Genomic DNA, 17,808 nt, shown 5'->3' with positions numbered 1-17,808 from the left:
TATTCGATTAATGAAAATTTTATGTACGCTCACTTTAATCCTTTTTTCAATCGTGGCAACATCACAGGAAAATCCAATGACCATTCATCGAACTTCTGATTTTGAAATAACCGGCCATGGTTCAGCCGGAGAATGGGGAAAAGCAGACTGGTTTGAGATACCTCAGCGAACCGGTAACGGAGAAAAGATGCGTACTCAGGCTAAGGTGCTTTATTCGGATCAAGGAATGTATTTCCTGGTTGAATGCGAGGACCGCAAACTCACATCATCACTCACTGAAGACAATACTGATCTGTACAATGAAGATGTTGTAGAGGTATTTCTCTGGACAGATGAAGAACATCCCTTATATTTTGAATATGAGATATCCCCGCTGAATTATGAGCTTGTTCTTATTATTCCAAATTTTGACGGCGACTTTCTGGGGTGGATTCCCTGGCATTATGAAGGAGGACGTCGGATCAAACATCAGACAAGCGTAAAAGGAGGGGAGAAGAAAAGTATGGCTTCGGTGGAATCGTGGACGGCAGAGTTCTTCATTCCTTATGAATTACTTAAGCCACTGAGAAACGTGCCTCCCTCCAGCGGTATGGAATGGCGAATGAATATTTACAGGATGGATTATGATTCCGGCATGCGCGACCGTTGGGAATGGAAACCCATCGTAAAGAATTTTCATGAATACAAGTTATTCGGAAGAGTCAGGTTTGAATAGAGGGTTTCTTTCAGCCGTTTAAGCGTGACGCCGCAGTCGTTTTGGTCACCTCTCCGTACAATCACCACATAAAAACAACCTCCTGCAAAGCAACTATGGGGATCACACTTTTCCTCCAGGTATGACAATCGTCATTGCCTTTCAATTCATGCTTTTGTAAATTTTTTCAAGGCAGTTATACGGATAATGCTGAATAAAAAATTCGTAAAAAATATGCGTACATATGAAAACCATTACTACCCTCTTTCTTATCTTCTTCATGGGGATTTATGGTGTTCAAAGCCAGTCCATATGCAGTGAAGATATTAAAATTCAGAACCAGGAAGACCTGGACAATTTTAATTGTGCTATTGTTGACGGGAACTTAACCCTGATCATAACGGAGGAGTTGAATTTAGAACCCCTCTCAATTCTTACCGAAGTCCATAAAACCCTGTATATCGAGTTTTCTCCTGAAATATCCCCTGACCTGAGCGGATTAAGAAACCTCAAACAAGCCCGGGAGTTAAAGATTTCCTCCCGCGGCGGATCCAGCGGTGATACCCGAATTGAGATTGGTTCATTACAGAAGCTGGACAGCCTTTTAAGCCTCTCTGTAAACGAGGTGACACTGGTTAATTCATTTCCTGCCCTGAAGTATTTGCGCCATCTGTCCATGTATGCTTCTTATTTTCAGGATATCACATGGCTGAATAATATTGACACCATTCAGACGCTGGTTCTTAACAGTACGATCGCCGCTGATCACAATGAAGCGTTTCTCTCGAGGATTCCGGAAGGAGGGGAGTTAACGCTGAACTACTCCGCATTTTCTAAACTGGATGGACTGAAAGGAATTCATCATCTAAAAAGGCTGGATTTGACCGGGGCATATGGTCTCAGCCTGGACGGTCTGTCTGAGCTGGATTCGGCAGATTATTTCATTGTTTCGAATGTGCGGACATCAGAAGGGTGTTGTGGCCTTTCGCATTACCTTCGGGGAGATCCCCAACCTCTTGAGTTTGTTTTTTCCAACAATTCCTGTAGCCTGGAAGATATTCTGTCAGGGTGTTATACATGTTCGGGTGATATTGTACTGAAGAGCCAGGAATACATCGATAATTTCACTTGTAAAACGGTTGAAGGTAATCTCACTTTGAGGACGATGGGAGAAGAGGTAGATACCTCGCCGCTGCTGGTCCTGGATTCCATAAAAGGGGACCTCATAATTGATGTTGATCAGGCGGATCATTCCGGGTTTTCTAACCTTGCCTTCATTGGGAACAGACTCTACATTAATAATGGAATTAATCCGGATATAAAAATTTTTGACTTTTCGTCGCTTGCCAGCCTGAATCATGTGAGGCAAATCTGTCTTGATAGTATATTTCAGAAAGGTAAGCTTGTGGAATTAACCCATAAGGTTGAGTCAGTACATTTAAATGGAATCTGGGGTGATAAAACCACCGACTGGATGCCATTAGTACCCTCAGTTGATACAATTGCCATTTACAACACCCCTTATTTTGGTAATGATTATATTTTGAAATATTTAAGTGATGATGGACATTTCTTTGCTTATAATGTCGGGGATCAATTTGCTTATTTTAACTCATTTGATGGATTTAAAGGCAGAACTAAAATTGGGGGGATTCATTTGCAAACAGCGTTTGTAAACACATTTAGAGGACTTGAATCGCTGATGGAGATTGATGAACTTGAATTAATTGCAGTGGAGTCTGAAGATTACTCGGCGTTATGTAATCTGCTGTCCAAAGGTGAGATAACCGGAAATTTGATCTTTGAATCAAATGCCATTGAATTGAATGATCTGATGCATTTGTGCGATTTTCCATGTGAAGGGGATTACTATGTCTACACCCAGGATGATGTGGATAAATTTGCGTGTAAGACGTTAGGTGGCAGCCTGTATTTAAGAAGTAATGAAGCTATTGAAACAACACCTTTCCTTCAACTCGATTCCATTATAGGAAGTCTTGTTTTCTATGGTTATAGAAGCTATGATCAGATGGAATTCCCCGGATTTCAAAATTTGAAATTCATAGGGGAATCATTAAATATTACAGGCACCTTTATTGATCTGGGCTCATTTTCAAATCTCTCCTCGTTAGGCAGAATTGACTTCAAATGGGCTAAGACCAAAGGTCAAATAGTATCGTTGATGGATACTATTGATTATGTTTTCATCGAAGATAATCTATCTATTGATAAGGATGAGTTGCATTTGAGCAATTCAAACTGGCTGCCGAACGTTCCTTGCATTGATACACTTCGTCTATATTGGGTATTTGATTCTACACTGTATACGGGAATTATTCCAAAATTGGGAGAAAATAGTTTTCTGCATGTGGAATACAATGGCCCGAAAGACATCCTTGTGGGTTTGAAAGGAAAATCGAAGGTGGGAGGATTGCGTCTTAATAATTTATATCTGGAATCTTTTGACGACCTGGAGGATCTGGAATCTGTAGGCTCATTGGATATCCAGGGAGTAAATGTTATCCGAGACTGTTGCGGATTGTACAACCTGTTGAAAAATGGATCAATCACAGGTGAATTTGTGTTTAAAAATAATTCCTGTACCATTGAAGAAATCCTGGCCGGCTGTGCCCCGGAAGAAGTTAGCTCGATGAGCATATATCCCAATCCGTCCAATTCGGGTAAAGTGACTGTTGACTGGAAACAGGATCCATCTCATAAGACCCATATCCAGGTGTTGGATAATTCAGGGAAGATGGTTTATGAGTCTTGGCTTGATCCGGGTAACGGCCTCGGCAATGTACAACTTGATATTTCCCAATACCCCAGCGGGGTTTACCTGGTCAGGATCATTACCGGGGATAAAGTGGAACTGAAGAGGTTGGTGAAGCCGTGAAATAATAACCACTTGACGGTATAGTTGTCAACGTCTGACGGAGATCTTTGACATTTGCGTATGGCAATGAGCCAATTCAATTTCCTGCCTTACCCCCTGAAGCAGAAGGCAGTGCAATGGACTGTGAAAGTTAGGTGGATTTAATATATTTAGGCAAGTTTGAAGAGGGTCATCTTCATTATCACCATCCGCATTCTATGATAACATTCTTTAGAAAAATAAGGCGAACGCTTCTTTCAAAAGGTAGAATAGGGTACCTGAAATATGCATTCGGTGAAATTGTACTGGTAGTTATTGGTATTTTGATTGCCTTGGCAATCAATGACTGGAATGAACACAGAAAGGGAATTGATAGAAAGAATGCACTTCTAACATCGATCCAACGCGAATTCACTCAGAATCTGCAACAACTGGATACCGTTCTGAGATATGATGACCTGGTCGTCAGGAGTTCATATGAGTTTCTGAAAATTAGTCATACCGACTCAATTTTAAATGATGCTGATTACATAAGGAATTTACTGCAAAATACCAGCTGGACGTGGACTTTTGACCCGCAAAATGGGGCGCTGCAGTCCGGAATTTCGTCTGGCGAAATCAACCTCATCATTAACGAAGACCTGACGAACATGCTTTTTAGCTGGAAAGACCTGGTGGCGGATGCCCGCGAGGATGAGTTAAGATCGTTAGATACGAGGTTGGCTGCAAAGCCGGTGATTGAGAAATACGTTAGAAATGTTGATTACAGAAGCACAGACCGAACGGAGATGGGGAAAAGCAAATTTTCTTCGGACTACAGAGGGTTAGTTCAGGACCCTTTGTTCGAAGATTATATTTCAGATCGTTATTCCAGAATGACGGATGCCGTTAACGAATTGAAGAGCGTCAGGGAATTGAATTTGAAAATAATTCAATTAGCGGAAGAGGAGCTGAGTGAAAGTAAATGATGAGCACGCTGTGAATTTCTTTGGGAATGCATAATGTTCAATTTTCTTTTCCATCAATAAAAAATGGAGACGCAAGATTTTGCGTCTCCAAAACGTGGTTGATCCGGTTTCCCGGGAAGGTTAGGGAATTGGTAATTTACTCTTCAAAAATAAAAGCAATGCCATCCGCATAGGCTGTTGGATATGAATTGATGAAAGTCATATCAGGATATTCTGCCCACTCAAATTCCAGCCAGGGATAGGCTTTATCGCTTAGTGTATTTATGAATCTCATATTTAAGTCATAGTTACTTTCTCCATCAAAGGAAAAGTGTAGCTTTTTATCGGACTTTTCCGGCGGGAAATTACCCTTGTCCATTATTTCGTTGAAATATGCAAGGCCTGGCACTGTAGTTGCAATATAATGTTGGAAAAGTGTGGTCTCTTGTTTTTCCATAAAAAGCGTCGCTAGTACCAAGCTGGCAGCACTTCCCCGTCCTATTAATGTCCTGGAATCATTGTCTGTGTAGTTTGTTTCAACGTAAGAAACAATGTCCTTGTAAATGTCATAGAACTCTTGAAAGTCATTAACCACATTCATGTTCGGGTCCAAATCTGCCACTGTAATTACGAGGACATTCAGACCACCTATCCGTTGGCATCCTTCAATTACCTTTTCAAATTCATCAGTAGCCACAGGATAGTGTTGTTCTTCATCATCTACTAGGTAAATAGAGGGGAGGTCCTTGTTTGTTTCGTATTCAGCAGGGATCCATATTTTTGCTTCCCAACGCTTACCATTGGACGTAATAAGAAAAGTTTCCACCCTATCAAAAATTATGGGGCCACAAGGCGGAGTGTCACAAATCTGTGGTGGTTCTGTCTCGACTTCATCATCGGAACACGCCAGAAAAAATCCAATGAAGGCATAAGCAAACATCTGCAATATCAATTTCGTTTTCATAATGACTACCTGTTTAATTTCACTTTGATTTTTTTTGAGAAGACAAATCAGAAAATATCCGGAACAACCGGATAACTTAAATTAACAGATACTTAAGAGACTCATTTTCACTATTTAATCAATCGATGTTGCTATTTGGTCATAGCCTTAAATAGCCTGAACATTTACATCAGGTGTTGAGACTGTTAACATGGAGCGTTTGATTATTTGCGCACTTCAGTGGGCGGAAAGCCAAATTCCTCCTTAAAAATTCGGCTAAACCAGGACAGGTTTCTGAAGCCTACTTCATATGCGATTTCGGTGATGGTCAGATCGGTTGATCTCAGCAGATTTCTTGCTTCCTGTAAACGTACGTACCGGATAAACACGGCGGTTGATTTCCCACTTAAGGCTTTTAATTTTCGATATAGCTGGGATTCGCTCAGGAACAATTCGGACGCAAGTCTGGACGCACCGAAAGTATCATCCGATAAGTTATTATGAATATAAGCGACGGCCTTTTGAATGAATCTGGTTTCCGGGTCTATTCTTCGGCCCTGGTTTTGTTGTCTGAAACCGGAATATTCAAATTTACTGATCAGTTTTTTTCGAAGTAATATCAATTGCTCTATACGCGTTAACAATTCTTCTTTGAGGAAGGGTTTCGCCAGGTAGGCATCTGCACCAAGCGAAAGCCCATTCAGACGATCTTCCGTTGTTGCCTTCGCAGTAAGCATGATAATTGGGATATGGTCGGTAAGTTCATCCTCTTTAAGCGTTTTGCACACCTCATAACCGTCCTTGCCAGGCATCATAATATCCGATATCACGATATCCGGGAGGTGTGTAGATGCCAATTCCAGGCCAGTATCTCCATTTGCAGCATATAACGTTTCATATGTACCAGACAGACATTGAATGATATAACCGGCCACATCCTTGTGGTCTTCAATAATCAGAATTAACGGACGTTCGGGATTTGAAGTGGAAATAGTATTTTCTTCCTCCAGTTCATTTTGAAAACCTGGGAAGTCCTTCAAATTCAGGTTGAGGTTTTCCTGGCTTTTAATTGGCGCATTACGGGTAATGGGTATCAATACAGTAAATACACTGCCCCTGCCTGGAGTGCTTGTCACTGAAATTTCACCGCCGAGTTTGTTTATTAACTCTTTTGTAAGCGCGAGTCCAATGCCTGTGCCCTCTGTTTTTTTTACGGTTGCTGAATCACCTTGATAAAAACGGTCGAAGATATGAGGCAGATCTTCCCTGGATATACCCACTCCGGAATCGCGTACCGATATTTTAAGAAATCCGTCATTATTACGTTGAAAATGCAGTTCAATAGTCCCATGAGGTGGCGTGAATTTTATGGCATTTGAGAGGAGATTCGAAAGTATGGCCGAAAATCTCTCGGTATCCACATCCATCAGGAGTTCATCTATTTCAGAAAACACATTGAGCTGAATATTCTTTTTGTTGGCATAGGTGGAAAAACTGTCACCCAAATATTTAATTAGAAGAACAACATCGATTTGCACATAATCAGGATGTACATGTCCGCTTTCCAGTTTGCTCAGTTCCAGCATTTCATTTACGAGCATCAGTAAACTTTGACTATTTCTCCGGATCAATTCCAGTGTATTAGTAACGCCGTGTGTGGCTTTATTATTAAGTTCCTTCTCCAGGGTGTCTGTCATGCCCAGAATGACGGTTAGTGGAGTCCGGAATTCATGTGAAATGTTTGTATACAGATTATTTTTTAATTCATTGATTTGTTTCTGACGTTTACCTTCTTCGATAGCTAATTTTCTGGAAAGCAGAAATCTGTAAATGTTATAGGCGAGAAAACAGAGAATAGTTGCGTACAAGAGATATGCCCACCATCTGGACCACCACGCTTTTTTAATCACAAACTGAAGTGATGCACCTTTTTCGCTCCATACGTCATTATCGTTGGATCCAATCACGCGGAAGGTGTACGTACCCGGATCGATATTGGTATACTGAGCTACTCGCCTGGTACCGGCATCAATCCAGTCAAGATCAAAGGGTTCCAGCTTATATCTGTATTGATTCTTTGAAGGATCGCTAAAATGTAATCCAAGGTATTCGAATGTCACATCATTCTGTGAATGGGCCAGTATGATCTTCTCTGAATTGGAAGCATTTCCTATGTCAAGATCATAAGGTTTCCCAGATATCCTGAGGCCGCTAACCAATACACTCGGGGCAATCTGATTACCACTTGTCTTATCGGGAACTATTGAAAACAATACACTGCTTCCTCCAAAATAGAGTTCGCCATCACTGGCCTTATGATTAGCCTTGTCGAATCGATGACTGGGCAATCCCTTAAAAGTGAACTTGGCTGATTCAGGATCAAACCTGGATAATCCCCGGTAGGTTGAAAACCAGAATGTACCCGGTGGACCTTCCAGTATTCCAACTACTGTATTGCTGGGCAAACCATCATCCTCAGTATATTGACGAAAAATACGTTTGTCCTTGTCAAAGTGAAGTACCCCCTGGTTTTCAGTGCCCACCCAGTATCTGCCGGAAGAATCTTCATAGAAGCTTTTGACTTTGTAACCTTCCAGAAAAGGTTCGAACCTTTCATTCATGCTATTTCGCCGAAACAAGGTTCCGGCCCCTGACACATCTCCAACCCAAAGTGTCCCGTGCGAATCCTTTTCTATCATATAGATCTCAGGCCGAGACTGCCTGCCCGTCATGGGTAAATTATACCGATTGAAAATCGAATTCTTTTTATCAAAACCGAAAAGACCGTTTTTACCCATCCCGAGCCATAAATAGCCATCCTGATCTTCACAAATTCTGTAAATTGATTCACTTGTTACTTCCGATTTTTTATCCTGTTGGAACGGATGGAGCATCAATTTGCCTGTTTCAGGATCAAAACTAGCCAACCCTCCCTTATCTATCTTTGAAACTGATGTTGCAGTTTCCTCAGGGTGCTCCTCACTCAGGCCTAACCATAACATCCCATTGGAGTCCTCGAGAATATCATTGATAATGCTTTCTTTAAACTTGCTTCGTTGTAATTCATCAGAATATATTTTCTTTATTTCATCTGTTTTGATATCCAATTGCTGAAGACCATGTTTACTGGTTCCAATCAACAGATTTCCCGGCTTGGATCTGTACTCCTGGATGCATATAACATGCATATTATTGGACGTGGTATACCTTGTGATTTTTGATTTGAATGGGTCCATTTTATGAAGCCCCCCCTGAGCCAGTGTTCCCAGCCAGTATTGACCAGATTTATCTTCAAAAAAAGACCAGAGTTTATCATTTGAAACCCCGTTGGGATCTTCGGGATCGTGGACATAATAACTCACTTCATTGGTGTCAGGATTAAAATAATTTATTCCTCCTCCACAGGTACCGATCCAAAAACCACCAGCCTGGTCTTGATATAGCACGGAAATAAATGGAGGAAGTTCCCACGCTTTTTGCCCGGGAGATGGATATAACCGGCTTGAATGGGAAGGATCGTTTACCATTCTGGCAAATTCTTTTCTGCCTGGATCGTAACGATGCAATCCGTTCTGATAGGTACCAACCCATATGTTGCCATCCCGGTCCTCCATAAGAGCGCTCACCCTGTTATCCATCAAACTGTTTGGATTATCCGGCTCATGCATAAACCTCGATGAAATTCCGGATACAGGATCAAAACGAATAAGACCGCCACCATTTTCTATGGCTCCATAACCAGTTCCAATCCAAATATTGTTTTTGCTGTCTGCCAACACCACCCTGATAATTTCACCAGTTAGTGAATTCGGATCTTCTGAATCATCCAGAAACCGTGTAAAGCGATCGCGGTCACGATCATATCGAAACAGTCCGCCCTCCTGCATTCCAATCCAGAGGTTATGAGACGTATCTTCAGACATTGATGTAATAAATCCCGAAGGCGCCGGATTACCTGGTCTGGAATGATATTGGATAAAGCAATCGCAACTATGTTTATAACGACTTAATCCACGGCCTGTTCCGACCCATAAATCTCCGTAGAAGTCTACAAGAAGGGATTCGGTAGTATTATGAATTAAAGAGGTTGAATCTCCGGGAATATTGCGGTACAATTCAAATTCATAACCATTATATTTAAGGAGTCCATCCCCGGTTGTCATCCATAAGTACCCTAGATCATCTTGTACAATAGAAATAATGCTGAAATCATATGCAACATTATTGATTTCAATAGTAAATCTTTTAAAAGCATGCGCAGGTTGTTGTGAGTAGACATAAGAGGGCACGGAGACAAGAATCCAATACATAAAAAATGCATGGACGAATTTTACCGATAAATGTATCTTTTGTACCCGCATAATTGTCGCTTAATCAGGTTGGGATTACCAAGCAACCAAAATTGATACCTAGATAAGGTACAAATACTCAGAGTATTATTAGCAAAAGGATGCAAAAATTTGATTTTTAAAAAGAGCGTTCTATAACTAAAACCCATTATTAGTAGTCATTGCAAAAGAACGTCATTTCTGAATTCACTATTCTTTCCAAAGCATCAGAATTACTTAATGTTTGGAGTAATCAAATTTAGCCTAAAATGGAATCAGCCGCGATCACTTAGAAGGCCAACTGCTATTTGATGTTAAATGATGAGGTCTTAAGAACTACAGTTTGACCTGGATAATTGCTAAGGGCATCATCTTCCGCGGTGATGAAAAAGCTCGTGGGCTGGTAAGGTGTAACGGTCTTTAATGAACTGGAAAGCATTTTGGAGAATCCTTTTGTGGAAGTTTCTAACTGGCCAAGGTTTTGAACGCCGCTTTGAGTGGTTTCCATCCAAACGACATACACGGCCATCGGAGGTGATAACCTGTCAGGTTCGGCCAGTCGTTTCACATTTAAATCAATGTTGTAATTGTTGTTGTCGCCTTTCTTTACACTGACTGAGCCTTCCGCAGAGGGTACTACTGAAGAGCTTTGAAAAGCAAACTCCTGGGAGCATCCTGTAAATAAGAACACTGTTGTAATGAAAAAGAAATTATATACAAGTGTTAAATTCGTCCTGGTTTTCATGTTATTCTTTATTCGTTGTGACCTGGTAAGGTCGCCATTTCCAACATGTAAAGCCTTACACATATCCCTGTATGTTTTGTGGATTTCACAGGTGTATTCAATGAAAAAATTTGACAATGTATCACTTCCCAATTCAGTAACTAAAGTTTCGACGAAGCATCGAACTTGTCTTTAATGATGGTTGTAATTTTGATATATTATTTGGGAGAATTTATCAAAGAGCGATGTTGTTGCCGGATGATTAAAAGGTAAATATTGCGTATAGATACTTCCGGCAATCCCTGATTTTTTATCAATGAACCAATAGGTGTTAAAAATTCCGCCCCACAGTAAAGTGCCTTCTTTCCGGCCATATGCAGTCGTTTCTGTATCGATTAAGCCTGCTAAACCCCAATTTGAAGTAGGTTTAATTAACCCCTTGAAATTGCAACAAAGGCCCTGCTGGAAATAATTCTGTTCAATGTCCATAGAAATACCTTCCAGCTGTTCGGTAAATAGTTGATTAACGGTCTCTTCTTGTAGTATTCGTTCTTGTTCAAAGATTCCATTATTCAACAAACAGTATAACAACTTTGTATAGTCTTCAGGAGATGAAAACATACCGCCACCACCGCTGTAAAATTGAGTCTCATTTTCAGGAATTCTATCCGGGTACTCAGACAGCTCTTTAGTTCCATCGTCTCCCATATGACCATATGATACAATTTCATTCTTTAGAGAATCAGGGACATTGTACCAGGTTCGGTTCATACCCAATGGTCCTGTTATGTTTTCGCGAAAATATTCTTCCAAAGTACGCCCTGATATTTTTTCGACCACCTTGCCCACCCAATCGGTACTGGTTCCGTATAGAAACTGGCTCCCGGCTTCAAATCTTCTCGGTAAGTCCTCATAATTCCAGTCAGTGGCATCATGCTCTGCCAATAATGAGTCCGTAAAGAAATAGCCAAACCCTGAGGTATGGGTTAATAGACTTCTGAGTGTAATAGGCCTTTTTCCATGAATATATTCCTTTTCGGTTGTCAAAATTGGTATGGATGCCATTTCAGGTAAAAGACCGGTCAGGTCCTCATCTAATTCAAGAGAATCCTTTTCTACTAATTGAAGCGCGGCAATACTCGTAATCAGTTTTGTCATAGATGCAATTCTGAAAATGTTATTGGCTCTGATCGGGGACTCTTCATTCCATATTGCATTCCCAAACGTGTAGGTAATGCTTTCTCCTTCATTATTTACAGCAATGGCAACAAAGCCAGGCAGTTCACTCGCCTTTACTAAGGAATCCATTTGACTGACCACTAATTCCTCTGATGGAAATCGGTTTGCCTCATGCGGATTAGACTGACATGCGGATACTAAAAAAAGTATCCACAGGCAGCGGATTATATTATTGACATTCATATGAAATTAGAAAGGATTTAAACACCTGTAAAGTTGATTATTGATCAGCTCAGTACTGAATAAGCTTAATTAATGCAATACACAAATTGATAATATCCATCTGAATTTCAAAATTGCAGATCAACCTTAGAGCAAGCCTGATTCATATGCGCAAATCATTCGACATGGTCATTTAGCCTGTAGTGTCAGGTAGATTCGTTTCAATCAGTTGTAATTAAACTTCAATTTTGTTGAAAACATTGGCTGTTATCTGGCTGCTTCAATGCACTTCATTCAGACAAACTTTCGTATCTGGAAATTTTTGGGTTTTCCACAACGTATTTAATTACTATTGAATCGCCCGTTTCTGTCTTCGATGAAGAAAGGTTTTTTTCATCATATGTGCCCGTATAAGTATTATTTTCAGCTTCGAACAGATACGTGTATTTATTAGTGAAAATACCATGTCCTCTATGAATTCGCTGTGTTTTTATAACGATTGCTTTGCTTTTCGAAGTTTTCTAATAGTAAGCAGGAGTTGATCCTTGAAGAATAGATATCCAACTGATGCAATAGAAATCGAGGAAAAACAGATTATTAAAATCAATTTTTTAATGCCATATGATGTTTTCGAAATTTTATTGTAACCAGATTTCGTAGGCATAGACCTTTTTGAATTTTAAACTAATCGTTTTGTCTGATATTTAAATGAGCATCTTGCTGTTGTTGTCCTAAACGAAACACCCCCAACCCCCCTAAAAGGGGGACGTATTGTGTGTCACTTTCCGATACATAATTTACAGAACCCAGGATTTTCAAAATAGTCTACTCATCATCTTCTTCGTTATAGTATCCTTCAGCAGGAATAAGGCTTACTAAAAAACAACTGCCGAAAAACACCCATAAATCAATAATGGCGAATAGCAACCCGTACGGTATATTTGTCTGAATCCTAATAAACATTTTCTAAGTTGTGATCTTTCATTTCTAAATAGTCATCAATACAGAAACTAAAGTACGTTTTGCTTAGTAAAACCTTGCAACGCAACATAAAGGACTCATTTTTTACGAAATTTTTCAAAAAATTGCTTAATCCTGCTAAAGGGTGAGAGAGTCTGGTACCAGAGAAAATATCCGAGTATTCCGAAAAAAATCATATAAACTCCTCCGTATGCGGTGTAATCTTTCGTATACCAATTCCGACCTTGAACATACAATTGGTTGACTTCAAACAATATTCCTAAGGCAACCAGAAAAGTTGAGAAAATGAAGCAGAAATATGTAAAAGATTTGTCCATTATATAGACTTATTTCCCAATACAGAAACTAAAGTAGTTATTCCCAAACAAATGGTCAATGTGTGACTCGTTTTGTGAGTTTAATTATGGTATCGAATATCGAGCGAACATAAATGTTTTCGAAGGGATGCTAAAGATTGCTGAACAATTAAAAAATGGCTTTAATTTTCAACGAAGGATGTTTTTTGTCAAATTCTTGGCTAGCACCTGTCCCGCTGGACTTGCTCAATCACGCTGGAAGAGTTACTTTTGTGGGACATTTATAATAACAAATAAAAAATAATTGACGGGAAGATAGTATGAAATTTTTAGGTGGGTTTATTACTGGAGTAATCGTGACATTTTTAGGATTATTCCTATTATTCAAGTCATCTCAATCTGATGTAAACACTCTTAGTCCTGAAGATTCTATACCAGGACTTTTAATGTTTCCTGAAAAAGGAGAATGCTTAACTAAATCGGAACTCAAAATTTTTCAAACCATAAAGCCTAATATGGCTTTGGCAGAATTTGGTGAATTTCCAAACACGACACTTGTTTTACTGGTGAACTATAATGGAAAATCCTATTATGATAGTGAAAAAATTCAAGTTCCTCCGGAGATGTGTGCAAGGCAAATAGGCACATATCAATATGAAACCAAAATGGAAATACATAAAACTGTTCCAGTTGTTTCAATTGAATGAATTAGTTAAATATTGATAATGAGCTACAGAAAGGATCGTGACTCGGCGCTGTATGAGCCTGTAGTGAGGCTTTAGCATCAACTACAGGGGAGTTTCGGCGAGTCACTAGATTTTTTGCTTACTTTTTGATCAATGCAAAAAGTGAGGCCCAGCGGCGAGCGTCTCTATTTCCCAATACAAAACTTTGAAAAAATATTCGCCAGCAGATCATCGGTCGTAATCTCGCCGGTGATCTCACCTAGGTAGTGCAGCGACTGACGAATGTCCATCGCCAGGAAGTCGCCGGTGATGTTATTGTCCAGTCCGTTCAATACGTCCTGCAGCGCCTGCTTCGTTTTGAACAGGTTATCATAGTGCCGTACATTGGTCACAATCGTGTCGCCTGTTTTGAAATCCTCCAGGTGCACAACCTCCAGGATCCGGTCCTTCAGACCTTCCAGGTTTTCCTTTGTTCCCGCCGAGATCACGATGCTGCCCGGTATTTTTTCCAATGCAGTCCGCATTTCAGGTTTCGCAGAATCACCCTTATTTCCGATCAGTAAAAAGGGGATGCCCAGGTTCTCCAGCTTATTCAATGCACGGTGTAATTCAACTACTGTATCATCTTCTAAGTCAATGAGATATAGAATGAGTGAGGCTTTTTTCATCTGCTCTTCAGTACGCGCCACACCGATCTTCTCAATCGTATCCTCGGTATCACGCAATCCGGCTGTATCAATAAACCGGAATACCACACCGCCGATATTCAGCTCATCCTCAATGAAATCGCGCGTTGTTCCCGGAATGTTGGAGACAATCGCTTTCTCCTCGTTCAGCAGGGCATTTAACAATGTTGATTTTCCCGCATTCGGCTTACCGGCAATCACGGTGGGGATACCATTCTTGATCACATTGCCCAGTGCAAAACTGTCGATCAGCGGATTGATGGCCGACAGCAGCTGGTTGATCAGTTTCTTCAGGTCATCGCGATCGGCAAACTCCACATCTTCCTCACCGAAGTCAAGCTCCAGTTCGATCATCGATGCAAAATGGATCAGCTCCTCGCGCAGTGCTTTGATTTGATCCGAGAACCCGCCGCGCATCTGGTTCATCGCCGCCCGGTGGGATGCCTCGCTGTCGGCATTGATCAGGTCCGCCACTGCTTCCGCCTGGGCAAGGTCGAACTGTCCGTTCAGAAAAGCCCGCTGGGTGAATTCACCCGCCTTTGCCAGCCGGGCGCCCTGCTTCAGCAAGAGCTGAATGATTTGGCGAACGATATAGGGAGAGCCGTGGCATGATATTTCTACTACATTTTCCCGTGTGAAGGAACGGGGCGCAATAAAAAGCGATACCAGCACCTCATCAACGATCTTGCTCCCATCACGCAGCGTTCCGAAATGGATAGTGTGGGACTCCTGTTTGGTAAGATCCTTTCCATGAAAAACGTGGTTTGTCAGCTCAATGGCTTCCGGCCCTGATAATCGTATCACTGCAATGGCACCTATACCCGGTGAAGTCGATAATGCCACAATGGTATCCTGATTCATCCGGCAAAGTTAGCTTGAAACAGGTCAATCCACAATTATTGCGTTTGATATGCATAAACCGATAAAAATGATTCAAATGGAAGCACGAGCAATTTTAAATTCTGGATTTTATCGTACATTACTTTCCATGAAAAAATGCGTACTTATTTCACTCGCGATTTTAACGTGTATGGCGTGTGACCCGATCATTTATGCCCCCAGTTCTCAGCACGTTCCTGTTCTTAAAGGTAAAGGTGACATGGAAATCGAAGCTTCCTATGCCGACACCGGGTTTACCCAGGGCGCGGCGGTTGCAGCTGCAGGAGGCGTGGGTGAGCAGGATGGAATAGGTGCCTCATTGAATATTCTGCGGGGTATCGAAAACGATACGGAACAGAGAAGTGCATTAAACTTTTTCGAGGCTTACTATATCCGTCATGGTTTGGTTGGTGAAAACCCCAAATTCGTATGGGCCATTGCCCCGGGGATAGGTTATGCTGGAACAAGGGCGGAGGATGATCAATTAATCGAATTCAAAGCGTCTTTCATCAGACCCTTCGTGCAACCAAGCATTGGGTTTGCCAGTAGAAATTTCGAGGCAATCCTGTCGGCCCGTCTTGGCTATGTTGGTTATCTGAGTGCTAAATCAGAACCCCTGAGCCAGGATTTTATGGAGCTTTTCAAAGAAAATGGGAATCAGGTTATTTTTGAACCTGCACTTACATTGCGCGCAGGCGGAGAGTTTGTGAAGGTACATACACAACTGGTTCTTTCAACGTTCAATTTTGATTATGAGGATGTTTCACAGCTGTTCTTCTATGATAATGCATCTTTTTCACTCGGTTTGCAGTTTTACATTGCTAAGTCCAGGGAATGATTGCCCATCTCTTGAGTTTAAAATCATCAAAACTTCGAAGGATAATTTGATTTTTTATCTGCCCTGCTCATATTGTAGCCCGGAAATAAATCAAATCAAAATAACGAACTAGAACCATGAATAGAAAATTACGAATGGGTATGGTTGGCGGAGGGTCCGATGCCTTTATCGGAGCCATTCACCGGCTAGCGGCCTTTATGGATAACCAGATAGAATTGGTTTGCGGATGTTTTAGTGTGCACCCTGAAGTATCACAGGCATCAGGGAAGCTTTATTATCTTCCTGCTGATCGTGTTTATGACACATACCAGGAGATGTTTGAAAAGGAAGCTAAACTGCCTGAAGGTGACCGCATGGATTTTGTCACCATCGTAACACCCAACTTTGCCCATTACGATCCTGCGGTCATGGCACTGGATCATGGTTTTCATGTGGTTATTGACAAGCCCATCACGCTTACGCTGGAACAAGCTGTAAGTTTGAAGGAGAAACTGGATGAGACTGGTCTGCTGCTGGCACTCACACACGTCTATGCCGGTTATCCAGCCGTGAAAGAAGCAAAGGAGCGTTTCCGCAGAGGAGATTTTGGTGAAATCAGAAAGGTGATTGTTGAATATCCGCAGGGATGGCTTTCGGCCAAACTGGAGGATACCGGCAACAAGCAGGCATCCTGGCGTACCGATCCCAAGAGATCAGGAAAAGCTGGGTGCATGGGGGATATCGGAACACATGCGCATCACCTGGCTGAATACATTACCGGATTAAAAACTACCCAGATCAGTGCAGATCTCACTGCCTTCATACCAGGACGTCAGCTCGATGACGACGGTACGGCCATGCTGCGTTTCAACAATGGAGCCAAGGGCGTACTCATTGCGTCCCAGATCGCAGCCGGAGAAGAAAATGCCGTGAAGATTCGCGTGTATGGAGAAAAGGGCGGAATTGAATGGGCACAGCAGGAACCCAATACACTTTGGGTGAAGTGGACCGATAAGCCTACCGAAATGGTGCGCACTGGCCTTGGCTATATGAGTGACATTGCAAAACACAATACACGCACGCCAGGCGGACATCCGGAAGGATACCTCGAGGCGTTTGCCAATATTTATCGCAACTTCTCACTTACCCTTCGTGCACGCATGAATGGTGAAGAACCCCAGCCCGAATGGCTCGATTTTCCGGATGTGGAAGATGGTATCCGCGGTATGCAATTCATCGACAAGGTAGTGGAAGCCGGGTATGATGACAGTAAGAAGTGGGTGGACTTTTAGTAGTACGTAGTCAGCGCCGTTGGCGTCCGCCTTTTGCGGATAGTCAGTAGTCAGTAGTCAGTAGTCAGTAGTCAGTAGTCAGTAGTCAGTAGTGGCACTATTACGTTTATTACTGCCTCCCGGTTTACTTTCCGGGGCTATGGCGCAGGTAGGAACTCCGTGGAATCGCGGAGTCGGGCCGGGTGCGTGCCGGGAGGCAGGGATCTCCTCATGGAGGTAGGCCGTCCTGTGCCAAAGGCATCCCTTCGGGGTAGGGACG

11 protein-coding genes are annotated in these 17,808 nt (G+C 41.8%); 6 read left to right on the top strand and 5 right to left on the bottom strand.

Annotated elements, in window-relative coordinates:
• The first annotated feature begins 10 nt into the window (after positions 1–10).
• The 3 genes from LDX50_RS18850 (at position 11) to LDX50_RS18840 (ending at position 4,537) form a co-directional block, all read left to right on the top strand.
• Positions 11–715: a carbohydrate-binding family 9-like protein gene (locus LDX50_RS18850; RefSeq protein WP_225697753.1), complete on the top strand. Its 705-nt coding sequence runs from the start codon at positions 11–13 to the stop codon at positions 713–715.
• A 223-nt stretch (positions 716–938) separates the two neighbouring features.
• Positions 939–3,590 (top strand): T9SS type A sorting domain-containing protein, encoded by a 2,652-nt coding sequence (locus LDX50_RS18845; RefSeq protein ID WP_225697752.1) that lies wholly within the window; start codon positions 939–941, stop codon positions 3,588–3,590.
• A 197-nt stretch (positions 3,591–3,787) separates the two neighbouring features.
• Complete coding sequence (locus tag LDX50_RS18840) at positions 3,788–4,537, top strand: DUF6090 family protein (RefSeq protein ID WP_225697751.1); 750 nt, start codon at positions 3,788–3,790, stop codon at positions 4,535–4,537.
• Between the two features lie 136 nt (positions 4,538–4,673).
• Here LDX50_RS18840 and LDX50_RS18835 read toward each other — a convergent pair whose 3' ends face one another.
• The 4 genes from LDX50_RS18835 to LDX50_RS18820 form a co-directional block, all read right to left on the bottom strand.
• A complete protein-coding gene (locus tag LDX50_RS18835) occupies positions 4,674–5,480 on the bottom strand; it encodes a hypothetical protein (protein ID WP_225697750.1) in 807 nt (268 codons plus the stop codon).
• Between the two features lie 203 nt (positions 5,481–5,683).
• Positions 5,684–9,622, bottom strand: a complete 3,939-nt coding sequence (locus tag LDX50_RS18830; RefSeq protein ID WP_225697749.1) for a hybrid sensor histidine kinase/response regulator transcription factor — start codon at positions 9,620–9,622, stop codon at positions 5,684–5,686.
• A 469-nt stretch (positions 9,623–10,091) separates the two neighbouring features.
• On the bottom strand, positions 10,092–10,595 hold the full coding sequence (locus tag LDX50_RS18825) for a hypothetical protein (RefSeq protein WP_225697748.1): 504 nt from the start codon (positions 10,593–10,595) through the stop codon (positions 10,092–10,094).
• A gap of 108 nt (positions 10,596–10,703) precedes the next feature.
• Positions 10,704–11,933 (bottom strand): serine hydrolase domain-containing protein, encoded by a 1,230-nt coding sequence (locus tag LDX50_RS18820; protein WP_225697747.1) that lies wholly within the window; start codon positions 11,931–11,933, stop codon positions 10,704–10,706.
• A 1,576-nt stretch (positions 11,934–13,509) separates the two neighbouring features.
• On the opposite strand from LDX50_RS18820, the gene LDX50_RS18815 reads away from it, so the two are divergent.
• Positions 13,510–13,896: a hypothetical protein gene (locus LDX50_RS18815; RefSeq protein WP_225697746.1), complete on the top strand. Its 387-nt coding sequence runs from the start codon at positions 13,510–13,512 to the stop codon at positions 13,894–13,896.
• 164 nt (positions 13,897–14,060) lie between these two features.
• Here LDX50_RS18815 and mnmE read toward each other — a convergent pair whose 3' ends face one another.
• The gene (gene mnmE / locus LDX50_RS18810) at positions 14,061–15,422 is read right to left on the bottom strand and encodes a tRNA uridine-5-carboxymethylaminomethyl(34) synthesis GTPase MnmE (RefSeq protein WP_225697745.1); all 1,362 of its coding nucleotides are present in this window, start codon (positions 15,420–15,422) and stop codon (positions 14,061–14,063) included.
• A gap of 127 nt (positions 15,423–15,549) precedes the next feature.
• On the opposite strand from mnmE, the gene LDX50_RS18805 reads away from it, so the two are divergent.
• Together LDX50_RS18805 and LDX50_RS18800 are read left to right on the top strand one after the other, a co-directional pair.
• A complete protein-coding gene (locus LDX50_RS18805; protein WP_225697744.1) occupies positions 15,550–16,278 on the top strand; it encodes a hypothetical protein in 729 nt (242 codons plus the stop codon).
• 116 nt (positions 16,279–16,394) lie between these two features.
• A complete protein-coding gene (locus tag LDX50_RS18800; RefSeq protein ID WP_225697743.1) occupies positions 16,395–17,549 on the top strand; it encodes a Gfo/Idh/MocA family protein in 1,155 nt (384 codons plus the stop codon).
• Positions 17,550–17,808: the final 259 nt, after the last annotated feature.

This window comes from Fulvivirga sedimenti, from assembly GCF_020328055.1.
This window is presented reverse-complemented; position numbering and strand designations above follow the sequence as displayed.

Coding starts and splice junctions, on each gene's coding strand:
- LDX50_RS18850 (WP_225697753.1), top strand. CDS start 11: ATGAAAATTTTATGTACGCTCACTTTAATCCTTTTTTCAATCGTGGCA.
- LDX50_RS18845 (WP_225697752.1), top strand. CDS start 939: ATGAAAACCATTACTACCCTCTTTCTTATCTTCTTCATGGGGATTTAT.
- LDX50_RS18840 (WP_225697751.1), top strand. CDS start 3,788: ATGATAACATTCTTTAGAAAAATAAGGCGAACGCTTCTTTCAAAAGGT.
- LDX50_RS18835 (WP_225697750.1), bottom strand. CDS start 5,480: ATGAAAACGAAATTGATATTGCAGATGTTTGCTTATGCCTTCATTGGA.
- LDX50_RS18830 (WP_225697749.1), bottom strand. CDS start 9,622: ATGACAACCGGGGATGGACTCCTTAAATATAATGGTTATGAATTTGAA.
- LDX50_RS18825 (WP_225697748.1), bottom strand. CDS start 10,595: ATGTGTAAGGCTTTACATGTTGGAAATGGCGACCTTACCAGGTCACAA.
- LDX50_RS18820 (WP_225697747.1), bottom strand. CDS start 11,933: ATGAATGTCAATAATATAATCCGCTGCCTGTGGATACTTTTTTTAGTA.
- LDX50_RS18815 (WP_225697746.1), top strand. CDS start 13,510: ATGAAATTTTTAGGTGGGTTTATTACTGGAGTAATCGTGACATTTTTA.
- mnmE (WP_225697745.1), bottom strand. CDS start 15,422: ATGAATCAGGATACCATTGTGGCATTATCGACTTCACCGGGTATAGGT.
- LDX50_RS18805 (WP_225697744.1), top strand. CDS start 15,550: ATGAAAAAATGCGTACTTATTTCACTCGCGATTTTAACGTGTATGGCG.
- LDX50_RS18800 (WP_225697743.1), top strand. CDS start 16,395: ATGAATAGAAAATTACGAATGGGTATGGTTGGCGGAGGGTCCGATGCC.